We start from the raw sequence: 24472 nt of genomic DNA, 5'->3' as shown, positions 1-24472 counted from the left end.
CGACGCATTGTGGGCCCATCGGGCGCGGTTCCTGCGTGGCTTTGCCGGGCGGTTGCGGCCGGGGCTGGCAGGGGTTTTCACTTGGGGACGGCGGGCGTTCGCGTTGTTCGCCGGATGAGGCACCGCTTACACTTTGTCCACATTCGATCGACCTTTCGGCCGGTCTCCACCGCAGCGCAAACTCTCCATGAGCAACGTCCGGGATTGGCTCGACAAGCATCGGCTGGCATCCATCGCCGAGACACTGGAACGCGAGCAGATCGACTGGGATGCGTTGCTGGTGCTTTCAGCGGCGGACCTGAAGGACCTGGGCCTGCCGATCGGACTGCGCGCCAAGCTGGCCGCGGCCCTGCGCACGATCCGGAGCGACGCGTCCGCCTCCGAGGCGCTGGCGGACGCGCCGCCCGAAGCCGCCGACGAAGGCGTGGCCGACGAGGGCGAGCGGCGCCAGTTGACTGCCATGTTCTGCGACATGGTCGGCTTCACCGAACTTGCCGGCCGCGTCGACCCGGAGGTGCTGCGGCGCATCGTCCATGCCTACGAGGATGCGTGCGCGGTGTGCATCGCCCGCTACGAGGGCTATGTGTTCCAGCTCCTGGGCGACGGCATCCTGGCCTTCTTCGGGTATCCGCTGGCGCATGAGGGCGAGGCGGAGCGCGCCATTCATGCCGGGCTGGAGATCATCGAGACGCTGTCGCGGCTGGAGATCCCCGACGCCGGGCGGCTTGCGGTTCGCATCGGCATCGCGACCGGTGTGGTCGTGGTGTCCGAGGCGGGGAAGAGTGCGGTCGGCGAGGCGGTGAACCTGGCGGCACGGCTGCAGGCTGCGGCCCAGCCCGGCAGCATCTTGGTGAGCCAGCGGGTGCACCGCCTGGCCGGGGGCGTGTTCTCCTATGAGGACCTGGGCGAGCGTGCGATGAAGGGTATTGCCCAGCCGGTCCGGGTCTACGGCGTGGTTGGCGTGAACGAAGCGGCAAGCCGCTTCCAGGCCGCCACCCAGGAGAGCGGGCTGACGCCGCTGATCGGCCGGGAGCAGGAGATCGGGCTGCTGCTGGAGCGCTGGGCGCTCGCGCGAGGAGGGCAGGGCCAAGTGGTGGTGCTGTCGGGCGAACCGGGCATCGGCAAGAGCCGCATCCTGGACACCTTCCGCGCGCGGGCCGAAAGCGAGGGCGCCAAGGCGCTGCAGTTCCAGTGCTCGCCCTATTACGTCAACAGTGCCTTCTGGCCCAGCACCCACAACTTCGAGCGGGGGCTGAAGTTCGCACGCAACGAGTCGCCCGCGTCCAGGCTCGACAAGCTGGAGAGCCTGATGGTCGGCGCCTATGGGCGGCCGCTGGCCGACGTCGGCTTCATCGCCTCGATGATGTCGATCCCCTGCGACGACCGTTATGGACCCCGGCCCATGACCTCCCAGAAGCGCAAGCAGGAGACGCTGCGCACGCTGGTGGACCTGACCGAGGCGGCCGCGCGCAAGCATCCGAGCGTGTTGCTGTTCGAGGACGTGCACTGGGCCGACCCGACCTCGCTGGAGGTGGTCGACCTGTTGATCGCCCGCCTGCCGTCGATCCCGTTGCTGGTTGTGCTGACCCATCGGCCGGAGTTCAAGTCGCGCTGGCCGGAGCAAGCACACGTGCGGGCGCTGAACCTGTCCCGCCTTACGCAGGCGCAAGGCGCGGCGATGGTGTCCGGGCTGGCGGGCGGCAAGGCGCTGCCGCCGCGGTTGCTGGAGCAGATCCTGGCCAGGACCGACGGCGTGCCGCTGTTCGTGGAGGAACTGACCAAGGCCGTCCTCGAATCCGGCGAGCTGACGGAGGAGGCGGATCACTACGAGTACCGGGGCGCCGGCAACGGCATGGCCATTCCGGCCACGCTGCGGGATTCACTGATGGCGCGGCTGGACCGCTTCAATCCGGTGAAGGTCATCGCGCAGATCGGCGCGGCCATCGGGCGCGTGTTCAGCTACGAGCTGATCGCGGCGGTGGCGCCGATGAACCGGGAGCAACTCGACGCGTCGCTCGCGCGTCTGACCGAGTCGGGCCTGGCCTGGTGCCAGGGTGCGCCGCCGGATGCGACCTACACCTTCAAGCATGCGCTGGTCCAGGACGTGGCCTACGACTCGCTGCTCAAGAGCCGCAGGCAGGAGCTGCATGCCAGCATTGCCCGCGCGATCCAGGAGCGCTTTGCCAACAGCAAGGTCACCGAGCCCGAAGTGTTGGCCCATCACCTCACCGCCGCAGGCCTGGCCACGGCCGCGATTCCGCTCTGGCAGAGCGCGGGCGAACTGGCGCTGAAGCGGATGGCGCTGATCGAGGCCATCTCGCATCTCAACCAGGGCCTGAAGCTGGTGTCCATGCTGCCGGGCTCGGTGGAGAACGTTCGGTGCGAACTCTCGCTGCGGCGCGCCCTTGGCGTTTCCTGGATGGCCGCCAAGGGCTGGGCCGCGCCCGAGGCCCGGGACAGCCTCCTGCCGGCGCTGAAGTTGGTGGACTCCGCCGCATCCGGGCGGGATGTGCTGGCGGTGTACTGGGGCTTGTTCGCGAACACGCTGAGCCAGGGGCGGGTCGCGGAATCCGTGGACTGGGCCGAGCAGCTTCTTGCCATGGGTCGCGAGACGGGCGACAGCGACATGCTGATCACGGCGCACCTGATGATGAGCGTGTCGACCTTCTGGCTCGGCGAACTGCTGACGAGCCGCGCGCACATCGAGGAACTGACGCGGATCTACGACCCGGTCAGGCACCGCCACATCGCCAACGAGATCAACCACGATCCGCTGACCGGCGCCGGCGTCTACCGGGCGCAGGTGAGCTGGATGCTGGGCTACCCGGACCGCGCCGTCGAGGAGTGCGATGCGAAGGATGCGCACGCACGCACGCGCGGCCATGTCTTCGACCGCGGCTTCGCCTTGTCTGCCGGCGCGGACGTGTTCGAGTACCGGGGTGAGCCCGAGGCGCAGCAGGCCCGCATCGAGGAGTCCGAGCGCCTGGGGCGGGAGAACAGCCTCACGGTGCTCTGGCAGTTGATGGCGCCGCTGCGGCGCGGCGCCTCGCTGGTTCGCGCGGGGAAGGCGGCCGAGGGCGTGCGCCTGTTGCAGGCCGGGCTGGCCATGCGCGAAGCCGGCGGCGGCTACGGTGGCAGCAACCCGTATCTCAAGTCGCTGCTCGCCGAAGGCATGGCGATGGAGGGCGATGTCACCGAGGCGTTGCGCATCGTCGAGAGCCAGATCGAGCAGGTGCAGCGGGCCGGTTGGGGCGAGCGCTGCCACTATGCCGAGATTCGCCGCCTGGAGGGGTGGCTGCACGAGCAGCGCGGCGACACGGAAGCCGCCGAGGCGAGCTATCGCCTGTCGCTGGACTGGGCCCGGACCCAGCAGGCGCGGTCATGGGAACTGCGCACCGCGACCAGCCTGGCAGAGATGCTGCACAAGCAGGGCCGGACCAGCGAGGCGCGGGAGCTGCTGGCGCCGGTCTACCAATGGTTCACTGAGGGCTTTGGCACGCGCGACCTCGTGCATGCGCGCGAGGTGCTGAAGGCGCTCGGCATCGACGCCAAAGAAGGCGTGAAGATTTCGTAGCGAGGGCGCCGAGTTCGGGTTGAGGAGCGAACTGCACTCCCGTGCAGTGAGCACCGCAGACCCGAGATCGGTGGCCGCAGTAGAAAGATTCATACCTTCTGCGCGCCGATCCACCGAAGGGCACTGATGCTGGGCAGGAAGGTGTAGGCGCCGCCGCGCGTGCGAACCAAACGTGGCACGCCGCGCAGGCGGATCGTGCCCTTGGCGGTCGGCACGTCGAACCAGCCCGCATCGCCTTCGTTGGCGCCCAGCATCGGATCGTTGGAGCCGGTGATGCGGGGGTCTTGCAGGCCGAGGTTGATCCAGTCGTACTGGATGGCCTCGAACTGTGCGGACAGGTCGGCGCAGATGAAGCTGCCAAGCAGGCCGCGCTCGACGCCGTCGTTGGCATCGGGATTCGCGGGGTCGTAGGGCGGGCCGTAGGGGATGCCGCGACGTATCAGGCGGCGGGTGTGATTGGCCACGCGCTGCACGATCCGGGCGTTGCGCGGATTGACCCGGCGCGTGTGCGAGCCGATCGGGCATCTCAGGCCGGCGGCGTCGTCGATGTAGTCGTAGTCTGTGTCGGAAACCGGCTGGCCTGGGGAGGGGGTGCGCGGCGACAGCGCTAGCGGCGTACCGTTGCGCCAGCGGCCCAGCATCTTGGCGGCGACCACCTCGCGCATGGCCGCCAGCCGCGCGGACGGTGAGCCGTCGCCGTCGTACCCGGCCGGCAGCAACTCGCCGGCCAGCGGACTGTCCAGCAACTGCCCGGCCGCGTCGTCGAGGTACTTCTCGAAGGCGACCACGTCCTGCTCCAGAACGCGGAAGGCGTTGAAGGCGCCATTGCGACCCAGCACGGGCGGATCGGGCAGGGTCCAGGTCAGTTGCTCGAGCGCGGTGGGGTAGCCCAGCAGCACGGTGCCGAGCGGCGCAGTGGGCTGGTCGTCGTACTTGCCGGGCGGGCTGATGTTGGCGAAGCGCGGCTGCGAGATGTTGTCGCGGTAGCCGAAGTGCACCTCGTCGCCGTTGAAGAAGGCGCCATCGTTGCGGCCGCAGACCTTGAAGGCGCGGCCTGCAAGGCCGGCCACCAGGGACTTCTCGAAGTCGTCGAGCAGCGCGGCCGTGTCGGCATGCAGGCTCACGATGAAGTGAACGGCGTCGGCAGACTGGAACCACGGTTGCCAGCAGGCCGGGGCGGAGTTGTCCCAGTCGCCGACCTTGGTGGCGCGCGCGGCCATGCCTTCGCGGTAGGCCTCGGGGAAGGTCGACGTCGTGGCATCGGGCAGGCCCAATGCCTGCAAGCCGGTGAAGGTAATGCCGAGGTTGAAGCACACGTCCGGCGGCTGCTTGCCCCAGTGCGCGGCGTCGGTGATCTCGGGCGCGAGCGCGCGGTCCGGCCCGACGATGGCGGCGATCCAGGCGCGGGCCTCGCGCGCGTCGATGACTTGTGCCGTCAGGTGCCGCACCCGCTTCTTGCGGTAGCCGCGCAGGATGTTGCCCTGAACGTCGGACAGGTCGACGCCGGGGTCGCGTGCCTCGCCCGCATCGCGGGTTGGGGCGTTGCTCGCCAGCACCGCGCTCACCAGCCCACTCCCAGCTTCTGCCGCACCTGCGCGACCGAATAGCCCGGGTAGGCGCGGTAGCTGCCGAGTTGCACGTTGGGGTTCTTGTCGAGCTGCAGCACGAGGTAGCGCGACAGGTCCTGCAGGTTGTCGAGCTTGGGAGCGACGACTTCGACGAGGCGCCCCGGATCGTCGGGCAACTGGAAGGCGTCGCGCTCGTGCACCCATTGGATGAAGGCATCGACGTGCTGCCAGCAGGGCAGCGGCGGCGGGTCCTCGATCAGCGAGACGACCCCGTCGAAGGCATTGCCCAGCGTCATGATGAAGTCCCGGATGTAGGCATGGAAGTCGCCGTCGTAGAAGGAGAACATGAGCAGGTTGTTGTCGACGATGGAGAAGCGCGCCATGTGCACGGTGCCCACGTTGTCCAGGCCGCTGTAGATCTCGTCGAGGCAGGAGCCCACCACCATGGCGGCCTGCGCGCGGCCGATGGCGGTCTTGTTCTTGAGCGGCATCACGAGGTTCATGGTGCGCATCACGTTGTCGGTCGCCTGCCGGCTGTCGCGCGGGCCGCCGGGCGCGACGGCGGTGGGCTGCAGCCAGGACCAGATGCGGATGAGGATGCGTTCGAGCAGCTGCTTGAAGAAGTCGATCATTCGGAAACCTCCGCATTGCGCGCTGTGGTGCGGACGCCGTTCGCGGCGGGGGCCGCATGCAAGGGGCAACCGATGCCGCCGCGCTCCTTGCAGCCGAGCTGGTAGATCTCGCCGCGGGCATGCAGGATCGGGTCGTCCGAGGCTTCGATGCCGGGCGGCAGGCGCATGGGATTGAAGCTGAGGCGGTCCACGTCCACGCCACGGTCCTGCGCGAATTGCTCGATGAACAGCGTGCCCATGCTGACGGTCTGGCGCGTGACCGGCCATGTCATGGAGGGGTCGTCCAGGGCATCACCCGGGTCGCCGATCGCCATCTTGAGCGTGAAGCGGGCGGGGGCCTTCGCGAGCCGCGCGCGCATCTCGGGGGTCAGGAAGTCGGTGGCCTTGCTCGCCTGCTGATCGGCCGGGACCGGGAAGACACCGTCGATCGGCTGCCATGAAAAGCGCACCGGTCGCCGCACGCCGTCGGGGCCGACGGCCATGAAGGTGTGGACCGCGTGGTAGGCCGTGCGGGCCCAACTCACCGGCACCTGCAGCAGGCCGCCCTCGATGGTGAAGGCGCGGGCGAAGTCATGCGAGCCGGCGTACTGCGCCAGGCCCGGGCCGCCGCTGATCGTGACGCCGGGCGGCATCGGCGGCAAGGGATTGCGCAGCATCAGCGGGTCCAGGATGGTCCGGCGGAACCACGATTCCTCCTGCACCGGCTTGGGCACGAAGGCCTTGGAGACGCCGAGGAACTCCTCCCGCGTGCGGGCGCCGAACACGTTCATCGTCATCGACAGCAGGTCGTGGTCGATGCTTTCGGTGACATGGAACTTGACCGCGAGGCCGCGCGTGTCGGGCCGCTCGTCGTGGCGCTGGGGGTCGGAGGAGCCGTTGGAAAAGCGGGCGGTGACCGGAACGGACTGGCCCTGGAAGTGCCCGGCGCTGCAGAAATCCCGGGCGACCTCGGAGGCCACGAAGTGCCCCATGACGCCCAGGCCATGGGTGTGCGCCCAACGGGTGTCCGCGAGATGCCCGGGTGCGTCCTCCTTGAACGCGTCCAACATTTGCGCCGCCGTGATGTCCTGCTGCATGCGTAGCCCTCCGGAGAGAGCCGCAGGCTATCAGGAATGACTAACTTTTGGTTGCAGTTTTCTCCGCGCTGTTCACAACTGTGATGACGATCGGCCTCCGAAGCTTCACCAGAACTTCTCGGGCGTGCCGGCCAGCACCTTGGTGCAACTTGCAACGGCCTTGGCGCGCTCGTCGCGCAGTCGTTGCCAGTGGTCGGCCTGCCATTGCGTCCAGGCGATCGGCTCCGATTGCCAGGCGCAGCCGGAGGGTGGACGCATGAAGCCCGGCCGGCCGAGTTCCGCGCCGAAGCGCAGCCGGAACATCTCGTCCGTGCCGGAGAGGTTTTCGTAGACCAGGTGCCATTGGCCGGGGTACAGGGGCGTGTCGGCCTCTTGCGGCATCCGGCTTGCCTCGGCGATTTCTTCCGGCGTGGAACCGTCCTGCAGCGCGGTGGCGCGCGCGGCCGCCACGCGGCGGCGGTAGATGTCGCTGGCGACATCGCCCAGGGCGTCCCTCAGGTCGCTCGTGGCCGGGTTGGCGAGGACGGGATCGCCCTTGAGATCCTGCAGGGTCTCGCCCGCGAGGTCGTCCTTGGAAAAGCCGCTTCCGGTGACGACGACCGATCGCGTGACCAATGAGAGCGCCACGTTCAGGGCGACCTGGCCCGCGACGTTGTTCATCGTGTGGTCACGGCGGACCACGCGAAGGTTTTCGTAGCCGGGCTTGAGGTAGCCCTTCTCGACGCGCAGGCGGACTTGTTGCGCCCCATTGGCTTCGCCCGGCGTGGGGGTCGCGGCAATGGGCGCGCCCGTGGCGGCAGGGTCGAGCGATGCGAGCCGGCTGGGCGATTCGGTTTCGGCATGGGCCGACAAGGCTGTGATGGCGAGCGCGATGGCGCAAATGCGCGAAACGGCGCGCGGCTTCTTCATGAGCATGGGGAGCTTCTCCTGGGGTTGGCAGGCCGGCGCGTGGGTTGCGGCATCGGTCCTGGACGGGTTCTGGGGATCGTAGAAGTCACTACCCACGGCAACCATCGGACGCTTCCGGGCTGGCGGATGAAATGGCTGGTGGCGATGGCGATGCTTCCCATGCGACGCTGGACGCCGCGTATTCGATCGGCATTGCCTGATGAGGCTTGCCAAAGCCTTTGTCATTTCCAGGTTCCGTGCTTACAGTGCGGGACCATGGACACGACACCTCACAGCCTCGAGACCCTCTTCGCGCAACTCGGCCTGCCCAGCGCCAGCACGGCGGACATCGAGCGATTTGTCGCCGAGCATCGGCCGCTTGCCGCGGAGCTTCGATTGGCCGACGCGCCGTTCTGGTCACCGAGCCAGGCGCAGTTCCTGCGCGAAGAGATCAACGAAGACGCCGAGTGGGCCGAAGTGGTCGACCAGTTGAACGCGATGCTTCGTGCCTAGCTCCACGGCTGCCGCACGGCCGCGTGGCCCGGTGCGGCGCTTCCTGCGCATTGCTGCCATCCTGCTGGTGGTTGCCGCGCTGCTCGTCGCCGGGGCGCTCGTCGCCTTGCGGCAAGCCTTCCCGCCGGCCCGGCTTGCGGCCATGCTCGCGGAGCACGTCAGTGCAGCCACCGGGCGCGCCCTGCGCATCGAAGGCGACCTGAAGTTCCGGCTGTGGCCGACGCTGGCCGTCGAGGCGCGCGACATCTCGCTGGCCAATGCGGAATGGGCCTCCTCGCCGCAGATGGCCCATGCCGGACTTGTCGCCTTCGAGCTGTCGCTGCAGGACTTGCTGCATCGCGAGTTGCGCATCCTGAGCGTGGAGGTGAAGGGGCTGGACCTCGAACTCGAATCCGACGGCGAGGGCCGCTTCAACTGGCAACTACCGCACGCGCCGGCAGCAGCGTCGCCGAAGGGTGGCTCGTCCTTGCTGGCGCTCGACCATGTCACCGTCACCGATGCGCGGCTGCGCTACCCCGGCGGCAAGGGCGGTGCCAAGCGCCAGCTCGACATCGATTCCTTCCGCCTGGCCGCGCAGGGTGATGGAAACGCGCTGGATGCAGCGATCACCAGCGGCAAGCAGGCCTGGAAGATCGAAGGCCGCACCGGGCTGCTCGACAACCTGCTCGACGGCGCGGACGATTGGCCGATCGCGTTGAAGTTCAGCACTGGGGGTGCGTCGCTTTCCGCCGAAGGCAAGCTGGGCCAGGGCGCCAGTGCGGACACGTTCAACGGCAAGCTGGCGTTGCGCGTCACCTCGGGCGCGGCGCTGCCGCATTTCGCGGCGGCCCTCGCGGCCCTGCCGATGCCCGTTGAGGCGAGCGCAACCGCGACCCTCGCACCCAGGCAATGGCAGGCCGAGGTGATGACCTTGTCCATCGCCGGGCAGCAATTCACAGGGAGCGTGAACGCGCAGGCCGAGCCCTTGCGCGTGCAGGCGACGCTTGCGGCAGCGACCATTGATCTTGCGCGGCTGCGTGCGAGCGCCGCGCCGACCCGTGCGCCTTCGACACCCGCGCAGCGACGCGAGCCCTTGTTCGGCGATGCGCCCTTGCCCTTCGACGACCTGCCGTCGATCGATGCGGAGATCGCCCTCAGGATCGAGAGGTTGGAAGTGCCCGGCATGCCGCCCCTCTCCGCGCTCGACGCGCGGCTGGTCAACAGCGCTGGCCTGCTCGACGTGAGCCGGCTGGATTTCACTTTCGCGGACGGGCCAGTCCGCACGCGCCTCAAGGTCTCGCAACGTGACGGCGCGGCGCCGCAGGTGGAGGCGCAGGTCGATGCCCGGTCGGTCTCCATCGACGCGCTCGGAGCCGTGGCCTCCAGCGGCGGCAAGCATTTCAAGGGAGGTCGGGCGAACCTCGATCTCAAGGTCTCGATGGCCGGCCAGACCCCGGCGAAGCTCGCCGCCTCCGCCACCGGCGACGCGCTGCTCACGTTCAGCGGCGTTGCGCTGGTCGGCACCTCGGGCGGCTCGCTCGACCAGAACATCGTCGCGCGCGTCCTCGAAGCGCTGCTGCCCAAATCGGTGCCGCACCGGGACCTGGTGCTCCAGTGCGTGGTGGCGCGGCTTCCGCTGCGCAACGGCGTGGCGAAGATCGATCGTTCGATGGCCATGGAGACTTCGCAGGTCGCGGTCTCGGCCAGCGGCCAGATCAACCTGGCGCGGCAGACCATCGGGCTGGCATTCCAGCCCCAGGCCAAGAAGGGGCTGGACCTGAAGGCGGCCAACATGGTCGAACTGCTGTTGCTCACCGGCCCGCTGCAGGCGCCGGAACTCAGCATCAACCCGCTGGGCGCGGCCAGGCAGGCGGCCGACCTGGGCATTGCCGCGGCGACGGGCGGCTGGTCCTTGCTGGCGCCGGCGCTGCGTACGTGGCGCGGCGCGTCGGTGTGTGACGCTGCGGCGTCGGGCGGTGGCGCGGGCAAGGGCGCCGGCAAGGCTTCCGGCAAGGAGCAGCAACGCCCGTTCCGTCCGGTGCGCAACCTGCTCGGACGTTGAGTACGCACGCAGGTTCGTCCGATCCGACGATGCCGCCGCGCGGCCCCAGCCGGCACACTCGTCCCTTCTGCCCGATGAGAGACAAGACGATGGCATGGAAACTCAGCCCTGCGGAGACAGCGTTCAGGGACGAGGTGCGCGATTTCCTCGCGCGTGAACTGACGCCCGAACTGCGCGTGGCCGGCCGGCGTTGCTCCGGCATCTTCAACGACTACGAAGACGGCATCCGCTGGCACCGCATCCTTGCGCGCCGTGGCTGGAGCACGCCGAAGTGGCCCGTTGAGCATGGCGGCACCGATTGGTCGCCGATGCAGCATTACATCTTTGCGAGCGAGCTGGCCGCGGCCGACGCGCCGCGCGTGGCGCCGATGGGCACCGGCATGGTCGCGCCGGTGATCATCGCCTTCGGCACCGAGGCGCAGAAGCGCGCCTGGCTGCCCGGCATCCGATCGGGCGACGACTACTGGTGCCAGGGCTATTCGGAGCCGCAGTCGGGCTCGGACCTGGCGTCGCTGCAATGCAAGGCGGTGCGCGACGGCGACCACTACGTGATCAACGGCACCAAGATCTGGACCACGCATGCGCAGTACGCCAACAAGATGTTCTGCCTGGTGCGCACCAGCGCCAGCGGCAAGGCGCAGCAGGGCATCAGCTTCCTGTGCTTCGACTTCAAGACGCCGGGCATCACGGTGCGGCCGATCATCAGCATCTCGGGCGACCACGAGTTGAACCAGGTGTTCTTCGATGACGTGCGTGTGCCCGCCGACAGCTTGCTCGGCGAGGAGAACCAGGGCTGGACGGTCGCCAAGTACCTGCTGCAGCACGAGCGCGGCGGCGCCTGGACGCCGATGCTGCGCGAGCGCCTGCGCCGGTTGCGCGCCGCCGCCGTTGCGGCCTTTGCGGGGCACGAGCAGGCCGCGTCCGACATGGCCCTGCGCCTGGCCGGGATCGAGTGCGCGATCGACGCGGTCGAGGCGACGGAACTGCTGCAACTCCGGGCGCAGGCGCGCGGCGAGCCGCCGGGCATCCGGCCATCGATGGGCAAGGTGCTCGGCTCCGAATTGCGCCAGCGCATCACCGAACTGGCGGTCGAGATCGCCGGCCCGCAGGCCGCCATCGACGTGCCGATGGCCGACTGCGAAGCGGGTGAACTGCCGCTGCCCGAAGAGGCTGTATTCGCCATGTCGGCCTACCTCAACGACCGCGCCGCTTCCATCTACGCGGGCACCAACGAAGTCCAGCGCAACATCATTGCCGCCCACCTCCTGGCCCACTGATCGCATGACCACGACCACCGACCAGGAAGACACGCTCGCGATGCTGCGCGACAGCCTCGTGCGCTATCTCGACGACCGTCACAGCCTCCCGCAGCGGCTGCAAGCACTGGCGCAGGCGCATACGGCGCCGCCTCCGTTCTGGCAAGGACTCGCGCATGAGCTTGGCCTGCTCGGCGTGGCGCTGCCGGAGGGGCACGGCGGACTCGGCGGCGGAATGTCTGCGCACGCCGCCATGATGGAAACGCTCGGAGGTGCATTGGCCGCCGAGCCCTATCTCTCGACCATCGTCATCGGCGCCGGCCTGCTGCAACGCAACGCGGGCGCCCGGGCCGATGCACTGCTGGCGCGCGCCGTTGCGGGCGAGGCTGTCATTGCCTTTGGCCACACCGAAGTGCAAGGCTGGCATGACCCTGCCGACGTGCGGACCACGCTGGTGCGCGAGGGCGATGGCTTCCGGCTCGATGGCCGCAAGTCGGTCGTGCATGCGGCGCCGTGGGCCAGCCACTTCATCGTCAGTGCGCGCAGCAGCGGCGGCGCGGGCGAGGCGGGTGGGCTTTCGCTGCTCCTGGTGCCGCGCGAGACCCCCGGCATCAGCATGCGCCCCTATGCCACGCGCGACGGTGACCGCGCCGCCGAGATCGCCTTCGACGGCGTTGCACTGCCGATGGACGCGCTCCTCGGCAGCGAAGGCGGCGCACTGCCGGAGATCGAGCAGGCGCTCGACGAGGCCACGCTGGCCGTCTGCGCCGAGGCCACCGGCGTCATGCGCCGCCTGATGCACGACACGCTCGACTACGTGCGCCAGCGCAAGCAGTTCGGCGTGCCCATCGCGAGCTTCCAGGTGCTGCAGCACCGGTTGGCCGACATGCACATGGCGCTGGAGCAGGCGGCGGCGCTAACGAACAGCGTGGCGGAGGCCCTGGGCAACGACGAACTCGACGTGAGCCAGCGTGCGCGCGCCGTGTCCTCGGCCAAGGTCGCGACAGCCAAGGCCTGCAAGGCGGTGGGGCAGGGCGCGGTGCAACTGCACGGCGGCATGGGCATGACGGAGGAGCTGGCCGTCGGCCACTACGTGCGCCGGGCCACGCTCATCGAAGGATTGTTCGGCCCCGCGTCATGGCACCTGCGGCGTGTCGCGAAGCTGAATTCAAACTGACAACCAAGGGAGACTGACATGGCAGGTCCACTGCAAGGCCTTCGGGTCATCGAGATGGCGGGCCTCGGCCCCGCGCCGTTCTGCGCGATGCTGCTGTCCGACATGGGCGCGGAGGTGATCCGGGTCGAACGGCCGGGCACGCCCGCGAGTCCGCACGACATCCTGGCGCGCGGCCGTAGCACGCTGCAGCTCGACCTGCGCGCGGCCGGCACGACGCAGACGATGCTCGATGCCATCGCGAGCGCGGATGTCTTGATCGAAGGCTTCAGGCCCGGCGTCATGGAGCGCCTGGGCCTCGGCCCCGACGCCTGCCATGCGCGCAACCCGCGCCTGGTCTACGGCCGCATGACCGGCTGGGGCCAGCACGGGCCGCTTTCGCATGCCGCGGGTCACGACATCAACTACATCGCGATCAGCGGTGCGCTGCATGCGATCGGCCGTCCGGGCGAGGCTCCGGTGCCGCCGCTCAACTACGTCGGCGACTTCGGCGGCGGCGCGATGCTGCTGGCAGTGGGCGTGCTGAGCGCGCTGCACGAGGCGCAGCGTTCGGGCAAGGGCCAGGTGGTGGACGCCGCAATGACCGACGGCGCGGCGCTGCTGTCGGCCATGCTGTACGGCTTCAAGTCCGAGGGCCGCTGGAACAACAACCGCGGCGAGAACTTCCTCGATGGCGGCGCGCACTTCTACGACACCTACGCCTGCGCCGACGGCAAGCATGTGTCCATCGGTTCCATCGAGCCCCAGTTCTACGCGCTGCTGCGCGACCGCTGCGGCCTCGCGGACGACCCCGCCTTCGACGCCCAGATGGACAGCGCGCGCTGGCCGCTGCTCAAGCTGCGGCTGGCCGACGTGTTCCGCACCCGCACGCGCGACGAATGGTGCGCACTGCTCGAAGGCACGGATGCCTGCTTCGCGCCGGTGCTCGACTGGGACGAGGCCCCTGCGCATCCGCACAACGTGGCACGCGGCACCTTCGTGAACGTCGGCGGCGTGGTGCAGCCCGCGCCCGCGCCGCGCTTCAGCCGCACTGCGCCCGACCAGCCAGATGGCCAGCCTCGCGAGGACGCCACCGCCGTGCTGCGCCGCTGGGGCGCGGCTGCGTAGCAAGCCGATCGAATCAAGCCACCGAAGGAGACGACCCGCATGTACATGAGCCTCACCTTGCCCCTGCACAAGGGCCGCCGCGAGAAGCCGCGCGACACCGCGGTGGTCTGCGGCAGCCGCCGCCTCGACTTCGGCGAGTTCACCGACCGCGTGGCGCGCCTGGGCACCGCGCTGCAGAAGCTCGGCATGGGCAGCGGCGACCGCGTCGGCATGATGAGCCTCAACTCGCACCGCTTCGTCGAGTACTTCTTCGGCACCTGGTGGGGCGGCGGCGTCATCAACCCGGTCAACATCCGCTGGAACCCGAAGGAGGTCGCCTATTCGCTGGACGACTGCGACACGCGCATCCTGCTGGTCGACGACCTGTTCGCGCCCATGGCGGCCGGACTGCTCAAGCTCTCGACCTCGTTGCACACGGTGATCCATTGCGGCGACGGCCCGGCGCCCGAGGGCATGCTGGGCTACGAGGCGCTGCTGGCCGCTGCCACGCCCATCGACGATGCGCCGCACGATGCCGAGGAACTCGCCGCCGTCATGTACACCGGCGGCACCACCGGCCGGCCCAAGGGCGTGATGCTCACGCACGGCAACATCTACACCAACGGCCTGAGTTCCATCGCCGCGGTGCCGCGCGATGCCCGCGGCGCCGCCACCGTGATCGGCGTGCCGATGTTCCATGTGGCCGGATGCGGCCTGTCGGTGCAGAGCATGCTGCGCCTGGTGCCGCAGCATGTGCTGCCGATGTTCGACGAGGTCGCGATCCTGCAGGCCATCCAGACCGCGCGCGCCACCGAGCTGTTCCTGGTGCCGACGATGATCAAGCGCGTGATCGAGCATCCGCGCTTTGCCGAGTTCGACTTGTCGAGCCTGAAGATGATGTTCTACGGCGCGGCGCCGATCGACGTCGCGCTCCTCGAACAGGCCATGCGCGCCCTGCCGCAGAGCTCCTTCGCCCAGGCCTACGGCATGACCGAGCTGTCGCCCACCGTGGCCATCCTGATGCCGCACAGCCACCTGCCCGGGCCGGACCGCAACCGCCTCCTGCGCTCGGCCGGCACGCCCGTGCCCGCGGCGGAGATCCGCATCGTCGACGACAACGACAACGAAGTGCCGCTGGGCCAGGTCGGCGAAATCTGCGCGCGCGGGCCGACCGTGATGAAGGGCTACTGGAACAAGCCGCAGGAGACCGAGGCCGCGCTGCGCGGCGGCTGGATGCACACCGGCGACGGCGGCTACATGGACGAACACGGCTTCCTGTTCGTGGTCGACCGCATGAAGGACATGATCGTGAGCGGCGGCGAGAACGTCTATTCGGCCGAGGTCGAGAACGCGATCGCGCAGATGCCGCAGGTGCTGATGTCCGCGGTGATCGGCGTGCCGGACGACAAGTGGGGCGAGCGCGTGCATGCGGTGATCGTCAGGCGCGAGGGCGCGGAGATCGACGCCGATGCCATCATTGCGCACTGCCGCGACCAGATCGCCAGCTACAAGTGCCCGCGCAGCGTGGAGTTCCGCGATGCGTTGCCGTTGTCTGCGGCGGGCAAGCTGCAGAAGTTCCAGTTGCGCGAACCGTTCTGGGCCGGACGCGAAAGACGCGTCGGCTGAAGAGCAATTACAGGAGACACCAAATGCCCATCGATTTCCACCGCTCCTGGAGCGATGAAGACCTGGAGCTCTACCGCGACAACGTGGTGCGCTTCATCGAGACCGAGATGCTCCCGCACGACGAGGAGGCGCGCAAGAACGGCCATGTGGGCCATGCCATCTGGCGCAAGGCCGGCGAACTCGGCCTGATCTGCGCCGACATCCCCGAGGAATACGGCGGCGGTGGCGGTGACTTCCGCCATGAGGCCGTGTTCTACGAGGAATCGGCGCGGCGCGGGCTCAATGGCATGTCCACGTCGGTCCATGCCATCGTCGCGCACTACTTCCTCAACCACGGCACCGACGCGCAGAAGCGCGAGTACCTGCCGCGCATGGCGCGCGGCGAGTTGGTCGGTGCCATCGCCATGACCGAGCCGGGCGCGGGCTCCGACCTGCAGGGCGTGCGCACTCGCGCCGAGCGGGACGGCGACGACTACGTCATCAACGGCTCCAAGACTTTCATCACCAACGGCTTCCTGGCCGGCGTGGTGCTGGTGGTCGTCAAGACCGATCCGAAGCAGGGCGCCAAGGGCACTTCGATCCTCATCGTCGAGACCGAAGGCTGCAAGGGCTTCCGCGTCGGCCGCGTGCTCGACAAGATCGGCATGAAGGCGCAGGACACCTCGGAGCTCTTCTTCGACGGCGTGCGCGTGCCGGCGGCCAACCTGCTCGGCGCGCAGGAAGGGCAGGGCTTCTTCCAGCTGATGTCCGACCTGCCCTATGAGCGCACCATCATCGGCGTGAGCGCGCTGGCCACGATGGAAGGCGCCTACGAGGCCACGCTCGGCTACGTGCGGGACCGCAAGGCGTTCGGCAAGCCGATTGCGGACTTCCAGAACACCAAGTTCAAGCTGGCGGAGATCGCCACGCAGATCAAGGTGGGCCGCGCCTTCATCGACCGCTGCGTGGAAGACCTGGTGGCCGGCAAGCTCGACACCGCCACCGCATCCATGGCCAAGCTCTGGGGCTCGGAGACGCAAGGCCGCGTGGTCGACGAATGCCTGCAACTGTTCGGCGGCTACGGCTTCATGAGCGAGTACATGGTGGCGCGCATGTACGCCGACGCGCGCGTGCAGCGCATCTATGGCGGCACGAACGAGATCATGAAAGAGGTGATCTCGCGGGCGCTGTAAGCACCTGGAGTGGCGCGGTGCAGAACGAGTCCCGCGTCCTCTTCAAGACTACGAGCGAGCGCTATGCCGCCGTCGAAGCCGCGATCAGGGCATTGCACGGCTACGAACTGCCAGCCATTCACGCGATCCCGTTCGAGCACGTTTACGTGCCTTACGGGGAATGGATCGCGGCCAATTCGACGGGCGAGTAGCGCGCACCTGACCCGGGAGTCGGATCACACGACCCGGACGTTGATGTCGTACAGCCCATCGATGTGCCCCGTCATCACATCGCCCTTCACCACCGGCCCGACGTTCTCCGGCGTCCCCGAATAGATGATGTCCCCCGGGAACAGTTCGCTCGACTCCGACAGCTTGGCGATCTGCTCCGCCACGTTCCAGATCATCTTCGACAGGTCGCTCGCCTGCTTCACCTGCCCGTTGACCTTGAGCCAGATCGCGCCCTTGTCGAAGTGCCCGGTGCGGCTTGCGGGATGCAGGTGGCTGACCACCGCCGAATGGTCGAAGGACTTGCCGATCTCCCAGGGCTTCTTCTCGTTGGCCATGGCGTTCTGCAGGTCGCGGCGGGTCATGTCGAGGCCGACGGCATAGGCATAGACGCAATCGAGCGCCTTCTCGGGCGGGATGTTTCGCCCGCCCTTGTTCAGCGCGGCGACGAGCTCGACCTCGTAGTGGTAGTTCTTCGTCAGCGGCGGATACGGATGGTCGATGGTCGCGCCCTGCGGCACGAGCTGCACCGCATCGTTCGGCTTCTGGAAGAAGAAGGGCGGCTCGCGGTTCGGATCGGAGCCGCGCTCGATTGCATGCGCGGCGTAGTTGCGGCCGATGCAGTACACGCGCCGGACCGGGAAGACCTGGTCGCTGCCGACCACCGGAATGGTCGCGCCGGCCACCGCGAACATCGGCTTGCCTGCAGCACCGCCGCCCGAGCCTGTGGCGCAGCCTGATAGCGCGCCGACTGCGGCGGCGGTGGTGACCTGCAGCATGGACCTGCGATTGCGGGCTGTCATTCGATATCTCCTTCTTGATCGGCAAGATGCGAGAGGCGCCACCTGAATGTCGTGACGTTTCGGCGCGCAGTATCGGCCGCGGGATGACTTCACGGGTCGAGGACAAACCCGGCGTGGCGCACGCACTCGCAAGCATGCAATGCGCCGCCTTTGATAGCATCCACCTCCCCTCGATCCACCGCACGGAGGTATCCCATGGCATACGCACATCACCCCAACCTCCGCGCTCATCCGGTGGATCGCGAGCATCTGAATTGACCACTGCGCCCTTGCGCCTGGCCTGACGCTCCCCTACCGCCTGAGTCGCCCTCCAAGTCGTCGCGGCATTGCCCGCGACGTTTTCGGCATCGAACACTCAAGGCACTCATGTCTTATTTTTCCGGCCATTCGGCCAAGGCAGAACTTCGTCCCTTCGAACCACGAGAGGCCAGCGCATCGCAGTGGCAGGCGCTGCATGCATTCCGTCGCCTGCGCAGCCAGGAGGACTTCCCCGGCGAGCCCGTGATGTCCGATGCGGATTTCGAATCCGAGCTTCGTGTCATCCGCCCGCTCGTGGAGACACGACGCGTGCTCGCCGTGCACGACGACGCGATCGCGGGAATCATGGTGCTGAACTATCGTCGCGCCGGTTCCCCCGGCAGCGAGGACCATGCCGGCTACGTGGACGTTGCCGGCGGGGTCGCGCAGGCGCTGCGCCGGCGCGGCGTGGGCCGGGCGCTGCTGGCGGGCCTGGTCGATTTCATGGAAGTCCATGGCAAGCACACGGCCACCGCCAAGGCCCACCTGCCTGATTCGCATGTGTGGATGGCAGGCATCGGCGCCATCTGCAAGTTGCGCATGTTCGAGAACCGCTCGCCCTTCGATCGGCTGGACTGGGAGATGCTGACGCGCTGGGCCCGGCCGGCCGGGCTTGCCGCTGCGGGCCTGCATTGGGAAGTGCACGGCGGACGCGTGCCGATGCAAACCCTGGCCCCGCTGATGGACCCCTTCACCGAGCTGATCAACGACCAGCCGCTCGGCAGGCTGGACATCCCCCGCATACGCTACGAGATGAAGGACTACGAAAGCTGGTACGCGGACCTCGACCGCCGCGGCGGCGACCACTTCCTCGTGCTGCTGCGCGATGGGGAGCAGAGGGTCGCCGCCATGTGCGACGCGACCTGGGACGCGCGCTTCCCGGATCGCCTGTACCAGCAGCTCACCGCGGTAGCGCGGCCATGGCGCGGCCACGGACTGGCCAAGGCCGTCAAGGCACGCATGCTGGAACTCGTGCGCGCGAGCGACCCGGGCGTGAGGACGGTGCTCACGCACAACGCCGTGGTCAACGCGGCCATGCTGTCGATCAACAACCGCCTCGGGTTCGCCGTGCACAAGGAGGACGTCACCTACCAGATCGACCTCGCCACGTTGCGGGCGCATCTGGCGCGGCGATTGGCGTGACGCCGATGCGGTATCGATCCTGCGAGGCGTAGCGCGACCTTCTGCCGCGCAGGGCCTCGGTTTCTCAATGTGCTGCCGTCGCGTCACATCGGAGACCCCGATTCCGGATTTCGCGGCGCTACGCTCGTGGGTCGCGCGTCCGTCGCGCCGCCCATCTCACACATCCACACATTCACACATCCCAGCGAGACACGACCTTCATGAAGACCCGCATCACTGAACTCTTCGGCATCGAGCATCCCATCATCCAGGGCGGCATGCACTACGTCGGCTTTGCCGAACTCGCGGCGGCCGTGTCCAACGCCGGCGGCCTCGGCATCATCACCGGCCTGACGCAGCGCACGCCGGAGTTGCTCGCGCAGGAAATCGCGCGCTGCCGCGAGATGACGGACAAGCCCTTCGGCGTGAATCTCACCTTCCTTCCGACCGTGACGTCGCCCGATTACCCCGGCTACATCCGCGCCATCATCGACGGCGGCATCAAGGCCGTCGAGACGGCTGGCAACAATCCACAGAAGTGGCTGCCTGCGCTGCACGAGGCGGGCATCAAGGTGATCCACAAGTGCACATCGGTGCGCCACTCGTTGAAGGCCGAGTCGATCGGCTGCGATGCCGTCAGCGTCGACGGCTTCGAATGCGGCGGCCATCCGGGCGAGGACGACGTGCCCAACTTCATCCTGTTGCCGCGCGCGGCCGAGGCATTGAAGATCCCGTTCGTCGCCTCGGGTGGCATGGCGGATGGCCGCTCGCTGGTCGCCGCGCTCGCGCTGGGCGCCGAGGGCATGAACATGGGCACGCGCTTCATCGCGACGCAGGAGGCGCCCGTGCACGAGAACGTCAAGCAGGCCATCGTGGCCGCAAGCGAACTCGACACCCGACTCGTGATGCGCTCGCTGCGCAACACCGAGCGCGTGCTCCGCAACGACGCGGTCGATCGCCTGATCGAGAAGGAAAAGACGCTGGGTGCCGCGCTGAAGTTCGAGGACATCATCGACGAGGTCGCCGGTGTCTATCCGAAGATCATGAAGGACGGCGCGATGGATGCCGGCGCATGGTCGTGCGGCATGGTGGCCGGCCTGATCAGCGATGTGCCGACCGTCAAGCAGTTGATCGACCGCATCATGCGCGAGGCCGAGGAGATCATCGGCGGGCGCCTGGCGCGCTTCGCCGCGGGCTGAGCGCGCCCTCGTTACCGGATCACGCCCACCTTCCGCGCAATCGCCACCGCCTGCGTCCGGCTCTTCGCGTCCAGCTTCATGTTGATGTTGCGCAGGTGCGTGCGCACGGTGCTGTCGGAGACGAAGAGCTTCTCCGCCATCGCGCCGTTCGAATAGCCTTCTGCCAGCAGTTGCAGCACGTGGATTTCCTTGCGGGTGAGCGGTTCGGCGAGTTCGGCGCCGGGCGCGGGCGCTTCGATGTCGGGCGGCGCCATCGGGCCCATGGCCTGAAGCAGGCGCTGGAGGTAGTCCGCGAGGATCGGATCGCCGTGCGCGGCCTGCGCCCGCGTTGCAGCGGCATGGCTCTGGATCAGCGCGCCGACGGCCGGACCTTCGTCCAGGATCAGGCGCATGAAGCCCTCCTGGCTCGCGGCCTGCAGCGCGGCGCCCATCTCGTCGACAGCCGCCGTCACGTCGCCTGCGCGATGCAAGGCCAGCGCCCGCAGAACACGCAGCTTGAGCGCGCGGCGATGGCGGCCGGATTCATTCGCCGAACGGATCTCCTCATCCAGCGTGGACAGCGCGGCACGCGCATCGCCGAACGCGATCTGCCAGCGCGCCTGCGCCAGCGCAAGGTAGTCGAGGTCGTGCGCCGGCAGGCGCTGGCGGCGTTCGCGTGCCCACAACGCGGGGTCGTCCGCGCGCGCGAGTTCGTCGCGCGCGGCCGGCCCGTTGCCCTGCAGCAGCAGGATGCGCGAACGCTCCAGCTTGGCCCCCGCCACCACGCGCGGCAACTGGCGCTCATGGCCGAGGTATTCGAGTTCGGTCAGCGCGAGGAAGGCCGCGTCGATGTCGCCCGCATGGAACGCGATGCGCGATCGCATGACATGGCTCAGGATCATATGGTCGGGCAGGCCCACGTCGCGCGCCAGCGGCAGGTAGGTGTTGAGCAGGTGATCGGCCTGCGTCAACTGGTTGGCCTCGTAGACCACGCCCGCATACAGCACGCCGGCCCAGGCATTGCCGTGGCTGTGGTTGTAGGTGACCGCATGCGTGGAATCGACCGCCATCCGGAAGCGCGCCGTGGCCTGCCGCAGCCGTCCGCCCTGCAGGTCGAGCAGGCCTTCCAGGGACTCGGAATACATGCGGTTGAAATGGCTGTGGCCCTGCCGGCTGCGCGCCGCGTCGAGCATGCGCTGTGACTCGTGCTGGTCGCCCATCACCGCCAGCACGTTGGCCATGGCGTTGAGCAGTGCGCTGTCGGCGAAGGGGATGCCGGTCGGCAGGCGGGCCAGGGCATCGCGGCCGGCTGCGTAGGCCTCGTCGTAGCGGTCCTGCATCGCCAGCAGCAGCGGATAGAGCGTGTGCGCGCCGGCGCGCACCTCGGCGATGGTGCTGTCGGTGCAGCCCGATTGCTCGAGCTTGCGCATCGCGTCCCACGGGCCGCGGGTGAAGCATGCGGCCCACAGCGCGATCAGTTGCAGCATCGGCTGCGCGCGCAACTGGCGCGCGGGAATGGCCGCGAACCAGCGCGACAGCATGCGCATGCGGCCCTGCTCCAGGAACTGCCCGGCCCAGGTCGCGAGCAGCGTCAGCGCATGCGGATGGTCGCCGCCTTCGATCGCATGGTCGATGGCCGGCACCGGACGGCCCTGCGATTCGTACCAGGCCGATGCGGCCAGGTGCAACCGTGCCATCTCGTCGGGCATCTCCGCCGCCAGCCGGGCACGCAGGAAGTCGCCGAACAGGCTGTGATAGCGCCAGGCGCGGCCCTCGCCCGTGACCGGCGTGATGAACAGGTTGGACGCGGCCAGGCGCTCCAGGAGGGCGGCGCTGTCGGCGCGCGGATTGAGCGCCTGGCAGACCGACGCGTCGAGCTGCCGCAGGATGCTGGTGCGCAGCAGGAAGTCGCGGATCTCCGGCGGCTGGTGCGCCAGCACGTCTTCCGCGAGGTAGTCGGCCACGGCGCGGTCCGAGCCCGAGAAGCGCTCGACGAAGCCGGTCTCCACCCCATGCCGCTCCAGCGCCATCGAAGCCAGCCAGATCGCCGCGACCCAGCCCTCGGTCTTGCGGTGCAGTTGCGAGAGCATGTCGGGCGGCAGTGCGTCGAGCGCGCGCTGGCCGAAGAAGGCGTTGGTTTCCTCGAGCGTGAAGCGCAGCCGGTCGGTGTCGATCTCCAGCAATTGGCCGCGTGCGCGCAGACGCCCGAGCCCCAGGTCGGGCAGGCCGCGCGAGCCGATGACCACGTGTCCGCGACGCGGCAGCTGCTCGATGAGTTCACGCACAAACCCCAGCACCGCGGGTTCCTGCACCACCTCGAAGTCATCGAGGAAGAGGGCGAAGGGCGCATCGATCGAAGCCAGCGCGGCCACCGCATCGAAGGGGCCGCTGTCGTCATCGGCTTCATCGGCGCCCAGGCGCTGCACGGCCTCGGCCAGGCACGCCAGGAAGCGCGAGACGTCGTTGTCGGCGCGGTCCAGTGTGAGCCAGGCGCACGCCAGGCCTTGTGCTTCCATGCGCGCCCGCATCTGCGCCATCGCCGTGGTCTTGCCGAAGCCGGCCGGCGCGCGCACCAGCACCAGCTTGACCGCGGACGCGGCGACCTCGTCGCTGATCGCGCGGCGCGCCACTTGTGTGACGGCGAACGCCGGCGGGTTCAGCTTTGTTTCGAGGATCCGGGGGGAAGTGGGGTGGGGAGGCAGCATGCGCGGGGTTGAATTTACCCGCAAGCGCCTACTGCTCGACCCACTGCGCGCGCCAGGCGGGAGCGTCGAAGGGATCGGCGAAGTACTGCGTCTCGTGCGACACCTTTCCGTCACGGAATTCCATGAGGCTCACGGTGTAAGCCCTTTTGCCCCCGTAGGTGATCACGTACTCGGTCACCCACAAATTGCCCTGTCCTACGATCCTGCGGACTTCGAATCCCGATGGTCTTCCAGGGTGATGGCTGCGAAGCGCTTGCAGGTTGTGTCGGCCACGGATGACCTCGCCGGATTGCGGGTACTCGCACACGGCATCGTCGTGATAGATCTCGTGCTCGGCAACCTGGTCGCCCGCAGCGGATGCAGCCCAATGTCGATCAATGGCTGCTTGAATGTCGTGCTCTTCCATCGTCGGCCTCCTTCTGGGTCCGTTCGCGCGCGTCAGCGACGCATGGTACGCATCTTGGCGCGTGAATCCGGCCGGCGCCGGAACGGGAACTGCCGATTGTCGCGAGCGGCCCGACGCTTCGCGCACCGGCTTCGCCTGACCGGATTCGTCGATTCGGACGATGCCGGTTCCCCCTCGTCTCACTAGACTGGGAGACCATGCCGGCGCACCCGGCCACGCAGAGACAACCAAGGACAACTGATGCAACTCGACTCCACCATTGCAGCCATCGTCACCGGCGGCGCTTCCGGCCTGGGCGCCACCACCGCGCGGCGCCTCGCCAAGCGCGGCGTGAAGGTTGCGCTGTTCGACTTCAACGAAGCCCAGGGCGAGGCCGTGGCCGCCGAGATCGGCGGCGTGTTCTGCAAGGTCGACGTGACTTCCGACGAGCAGGTCGACGCCGCCTTCGTCAAGGCGCGCGCGGCCCATGGCCAGGAGCGCGTGCTGGTCAACTGCGCCGGCACCGGCAACGCGGTGAAGACGGCGAGCCGCGACAAGACCACGGGCGAGATCAAGCACTTTCCGCTGGCCAACTTCGACCGCATCATCCAGATCAACCTGGTCGGCACGTTTCGCTGCATCGCCAAGTCGGCCGCCGGCATGCTCACGCTCGACATGCTGGAAGACGGCGAACGCGGCGCCATCGTCAACACCGCCTCGGTGGCGGCGCAGGACGGGCAGATGGGGCAGGCGGCCTACACCGCTTCGAAAGCAGGGATCGTGGGCATGACGCTGCCGATCGCGCGCGACCTGATGGGTGAAGGCATCCGGGTCAACACGATCCTGCCGGGCATCTTCGACACGCCGCTGCTGCAAGGCGCGCCGGACAACGTGAAGGCGGCGCTGGCCGCGTCGGTGCCGTTTCCGAAGCGGCTGGGCCGGCCGGAGGAATATGCGACGCTGGCGGAGTTCATGATCACCACCGGGTACATGAATGGCGAGAGCGTCCGGCTGGACGGCGCGATCCGTATGGCACCCCGCTAGAAAGCGGACAGCCGAACGCAGAGGACGCGAAGGTTACGCAAAGGACGCAAAAGGAAATCCAAGAAAAAGTTTGGGAAGTCCTTTTGCGACTTCTGCGAAACCTTTGCGACTTCTGCGTTCTGAAT

At 68.2% G+C, this 24472-nt stretch carries 18 protein-coding genes and 1 pseudogene; 12 read left to right on the top strand and 7 right to left on the bottom strand.

Annotated elements, in window-relative coordinates; all coding sequences use genetic code 11:
- Positions 1-187: 187 nt before the first annotated feature.
- Positions 188-3574 carry an AAA family ATPase gene (locus tag HCU76_RS06865; RefSeq protein WP_218508866.1) on the top strand — a complete coding sequence of 1129 codons (3387 nt, stop codon included), beginning with the start codon at positions 188-190 and terminating at the stop codon, positions 3572-3574.
- Positions 3575-3663: 89 nt separating this feature from the next.
- Here the strand turns inward: HCU76_RS06865 and HCU76_RS06860 are convergent, their stop codons facing one another.
- The 4 genes from HCU76_RS06860 to HCU76_RS06845 form a co-directional block, all read right to left on the bottom strand.
- Positions 3664-5139, bottom strand: coding sequence for a hypothetical protein (locus HCU76_RS06860; RefSeq protein ID WP_218508865.1), 1476 nt, complete (start codon positions 5137-5139; stop codon positions 3664-3666).
- Positions 5136-5774, bottom strand: a complete 639-nt coding sequence (locus HCU76_RS06855) for a hypothetical protein (protein ID WP_213957702.1) — start codon at positions 5772-5774, stop codon at positions 5136-5138. Before HCU76_RS06855 ends, HCU76_RS06860 begins: the two co-directional genes overlap by 4 nt.
- Positions 5771-6850 (bottom strand): catalase, encoded by a 1080-nt coding sequence (locus HCU76_RS06850; protein WP_218508864.1) that lies wholly within the window; start codon positions 6848-6850, stop codon positions 5771-5773. Before HCU76_RS06850 ends, HCU76_RS06855 begins: the two co-directional genes overlap by 4 nt.
- A gap of 105 nt (positions 6851-6955) precedes the next feature.
- On the bottom strand, positions 6956-7765 hold the full coding sequence (locus HCU76_RS06845; protein WP_218508863.1) for a hypothetical protein: 810 nt from the start codon (positions 7763-7765) through the stop codon (positions 6956-6958).
- 249 nt (positions 7766-8014) lie between these two features.
- Here HCU76_RS06845 and HCU76_RS06840 point away from each other — a divergent pair, with 249 nt between their 5' ends.
- The 8 genes and pseudogenes from HCU76_RS06840 to cutA all read left to right on the top strand — a co-directional run.
- Positions 8015-8251 carry a DUF2789 domain-containing protein gene (locus HCU76_RS06840; protein ID WP_213957705.1) on the top strand — a complete coding sequence of 79 codons (237 nt, stop codon included), beginning with the start codon at positions 8015-8017 and terminating at the stop codon, positions 8249-8251.
- The gene (locus tag HCU76_RS06835; protein ID WP_218508862.1) at positions 8244-10292 is read left to right on the top strand and encodes an AsmA family protein; all 2049 of its coding nucleotides are present in this window, start codon (positions 8244-8246) and stop codon (positions 10290-10292) included. Before HCU76_RS06840 ends, HCU76_RS06835 begins: the two co-directional genes overlap by 8 nt.
- Positions 10293-10381: 89 nt before the next feature.
- The gene (locus tag HCU76_RS06830) at positions 10382-11569 is read left to right on the top strand and encodes an acyl-CoA dehydrogenase family protein (RefSeq protein ID WP_218508861.1); all 1188 of its coding nucleotides are present in this window, start codon (positions 10382-10384) and stop codon (positions 11567-11569) included.
- A 4-nt stretch (positions 11570-11573) separates the two neighbouring features.
- On the top strand, positions 11574-12725 hold the full coding sequence (locus tag HCU76_RS06825) for an acyl-CoA dehydrogenase family protein (protein ID WP_218508860.1): 1152 nt from the start codon (positions 11574-11576) through the stop codon (positions 12723-12725).
- 18 nt (positions 12726-12743) lie between these two features.
- Positions 12744-13829: a CaiB/BaiF CoA-transferase family protein gene (locus HCU76_RS06820; RefSeq protein ID WP_218508859.1), complete on the top strand. Its 1086-nt coding sequence runs from the start codon at positions 12744-12746 to the stop codon at positions 13827-13829.
- Positions 13830-13868: 39 nt separating this feature from the next.
- On the top strand, positions 13869-15434 hold the full coding sequence (locus HCU76_RS06815; RefSeq protein WP_218508858.1) for a long-chain-fatty-acid--CoA ligase: 1566 nt from the start codon (positions 13869-13871) through the stop codon (positions 15432-15434).
- 23 nt (positions 15435-15457) lie between these two features.
- Positions 15458-16606: an acyl-CoA dehydrogenase family protein gene (locus HCU76_RS06810; protein WP_218508857.1), complete on the top strand. Its 1149-nt coding sequence runs from the start codon at positions 15458-15460 to the stop codon at positions 16604-16606.
- A gap of 14 nt (positions 16607-16620) precedes the next feature.
- Positions 16621-16797, top strand: a pseudogene (gene cutA, locus HCU76_RS06805) (divalent cation tolerance protein CutA); the annotation flags it as partial.
- Positions 16798-16821: 24 nt separating this feature from the next.
- On the opposite strand, the gene HCU76_RS06800 reads toward cutA, so the two are convergent.
- Positions 16822-17616 carry a fumarylacetoacetate hydrolase family protein gene (locus HCU76_RS06800; RefSeq protein ID WP_218508855.1) on the bottom strand — a complete coding sequence of 265 codons (795 nt, stop codon included), beginning with the start codon at positions 17614-17616 and terminating at the stop codon, positions 16822-16824.
- Positions 17617-17982: 366 nt separating this feature from the next.
- Between HCU76_RS06800 and HCU76_RS06795 the strand changes: the two genes are divergently transcribed.
- Together HCU76_RS06795 and HCU76_RS06790 are read left to right on the top strand one after the other, a co-directional pair.
- The gene (locus HCU76_RS06795) at positions 17983-19056 is read left to right on the top strand and encodes a GNAT family N-acetyltransferase (RefSeq protein WP_218508854.1); all 1074 of its coding nucleotides are present in this window, start codon (positions 17983-17985) and stop codon (positions 19054-19056) included.
- A 200-nt stretch (positions 19057-19256) separates the two neighbouring features.
- Positions 19257-20234 carry a nitronate monooxygenase family protein gene (locus tag HCU76_RS06790; protein WP_218508853.1) on the top strand — a complete coding sequence of 326 codons (978 nt, stop codon included), beginning with the start codon at positions 19257-19259 and terminating at the stop codon, positions 20232-20234.
- 11 nt (positions 20235-20245) lie between these two features.
- Here the strand turns inward: HCU76_RS06790 and HCU76_RS06785 are convergent, their stop codons facing one another.
- Positions 20246-22918: a LuxR C-terminal-related transcriptional regulator gene (locus HCU76_RS06785; RefSeq protein WP_218508852.1), complete on the bottom strand. Its 2673-nt coding sequence runs from the start codon at positions 22916-22918 to the stop codon at positions 20246-20248.
- A 28-nt stretch (positions 22919-22946) separates the two neighbouring features.
- Positions 22947-23324, bottom strand: a complete 378-nt coding sequence (locus tag HCU76_RS06780; protein ID WP_218508851.1) for a nuclear transport factor 2 family protein — start codon at positions 23322-23324, stop codon at positions 22947-22949.
- A 240-nt stretch (positions 23325-23564) separates the two neighbouring features.
- Here HCU76_RS06780 and HCU76_RS06775 point away from each other — a divergent pair, with 240 nt between their 5' ends.
- The gene (locus HCU76_RS06775; RefSeq protein ID WP_218508850.1) at positions 23565-24347 is read left to right on the top strand and encodes an SDR family NAD(P)-dependent oxidoreductase; all 783 of its coding nucleotides are present in this window, start codon (positions 23565-23567) and stop codon (positions 24345-24347) included.
- Positions 24348-24472 lie beyond the last annotated feature (125 nt).

Source organism: Variovorax sp. dw_308 (genome assembly GCF_019207085.1).
Lineage (GTDB): Bacteria > Pseudomonadota > Gammaproteobacteria > Burkholderiales > Burkholderiaceae_C > Variovorax.
The sequence above is the reverse complement of the archived record's forward strand: the minus strand, read 5'-3'. Positions and strand labels throughout refer to the sequence as shown.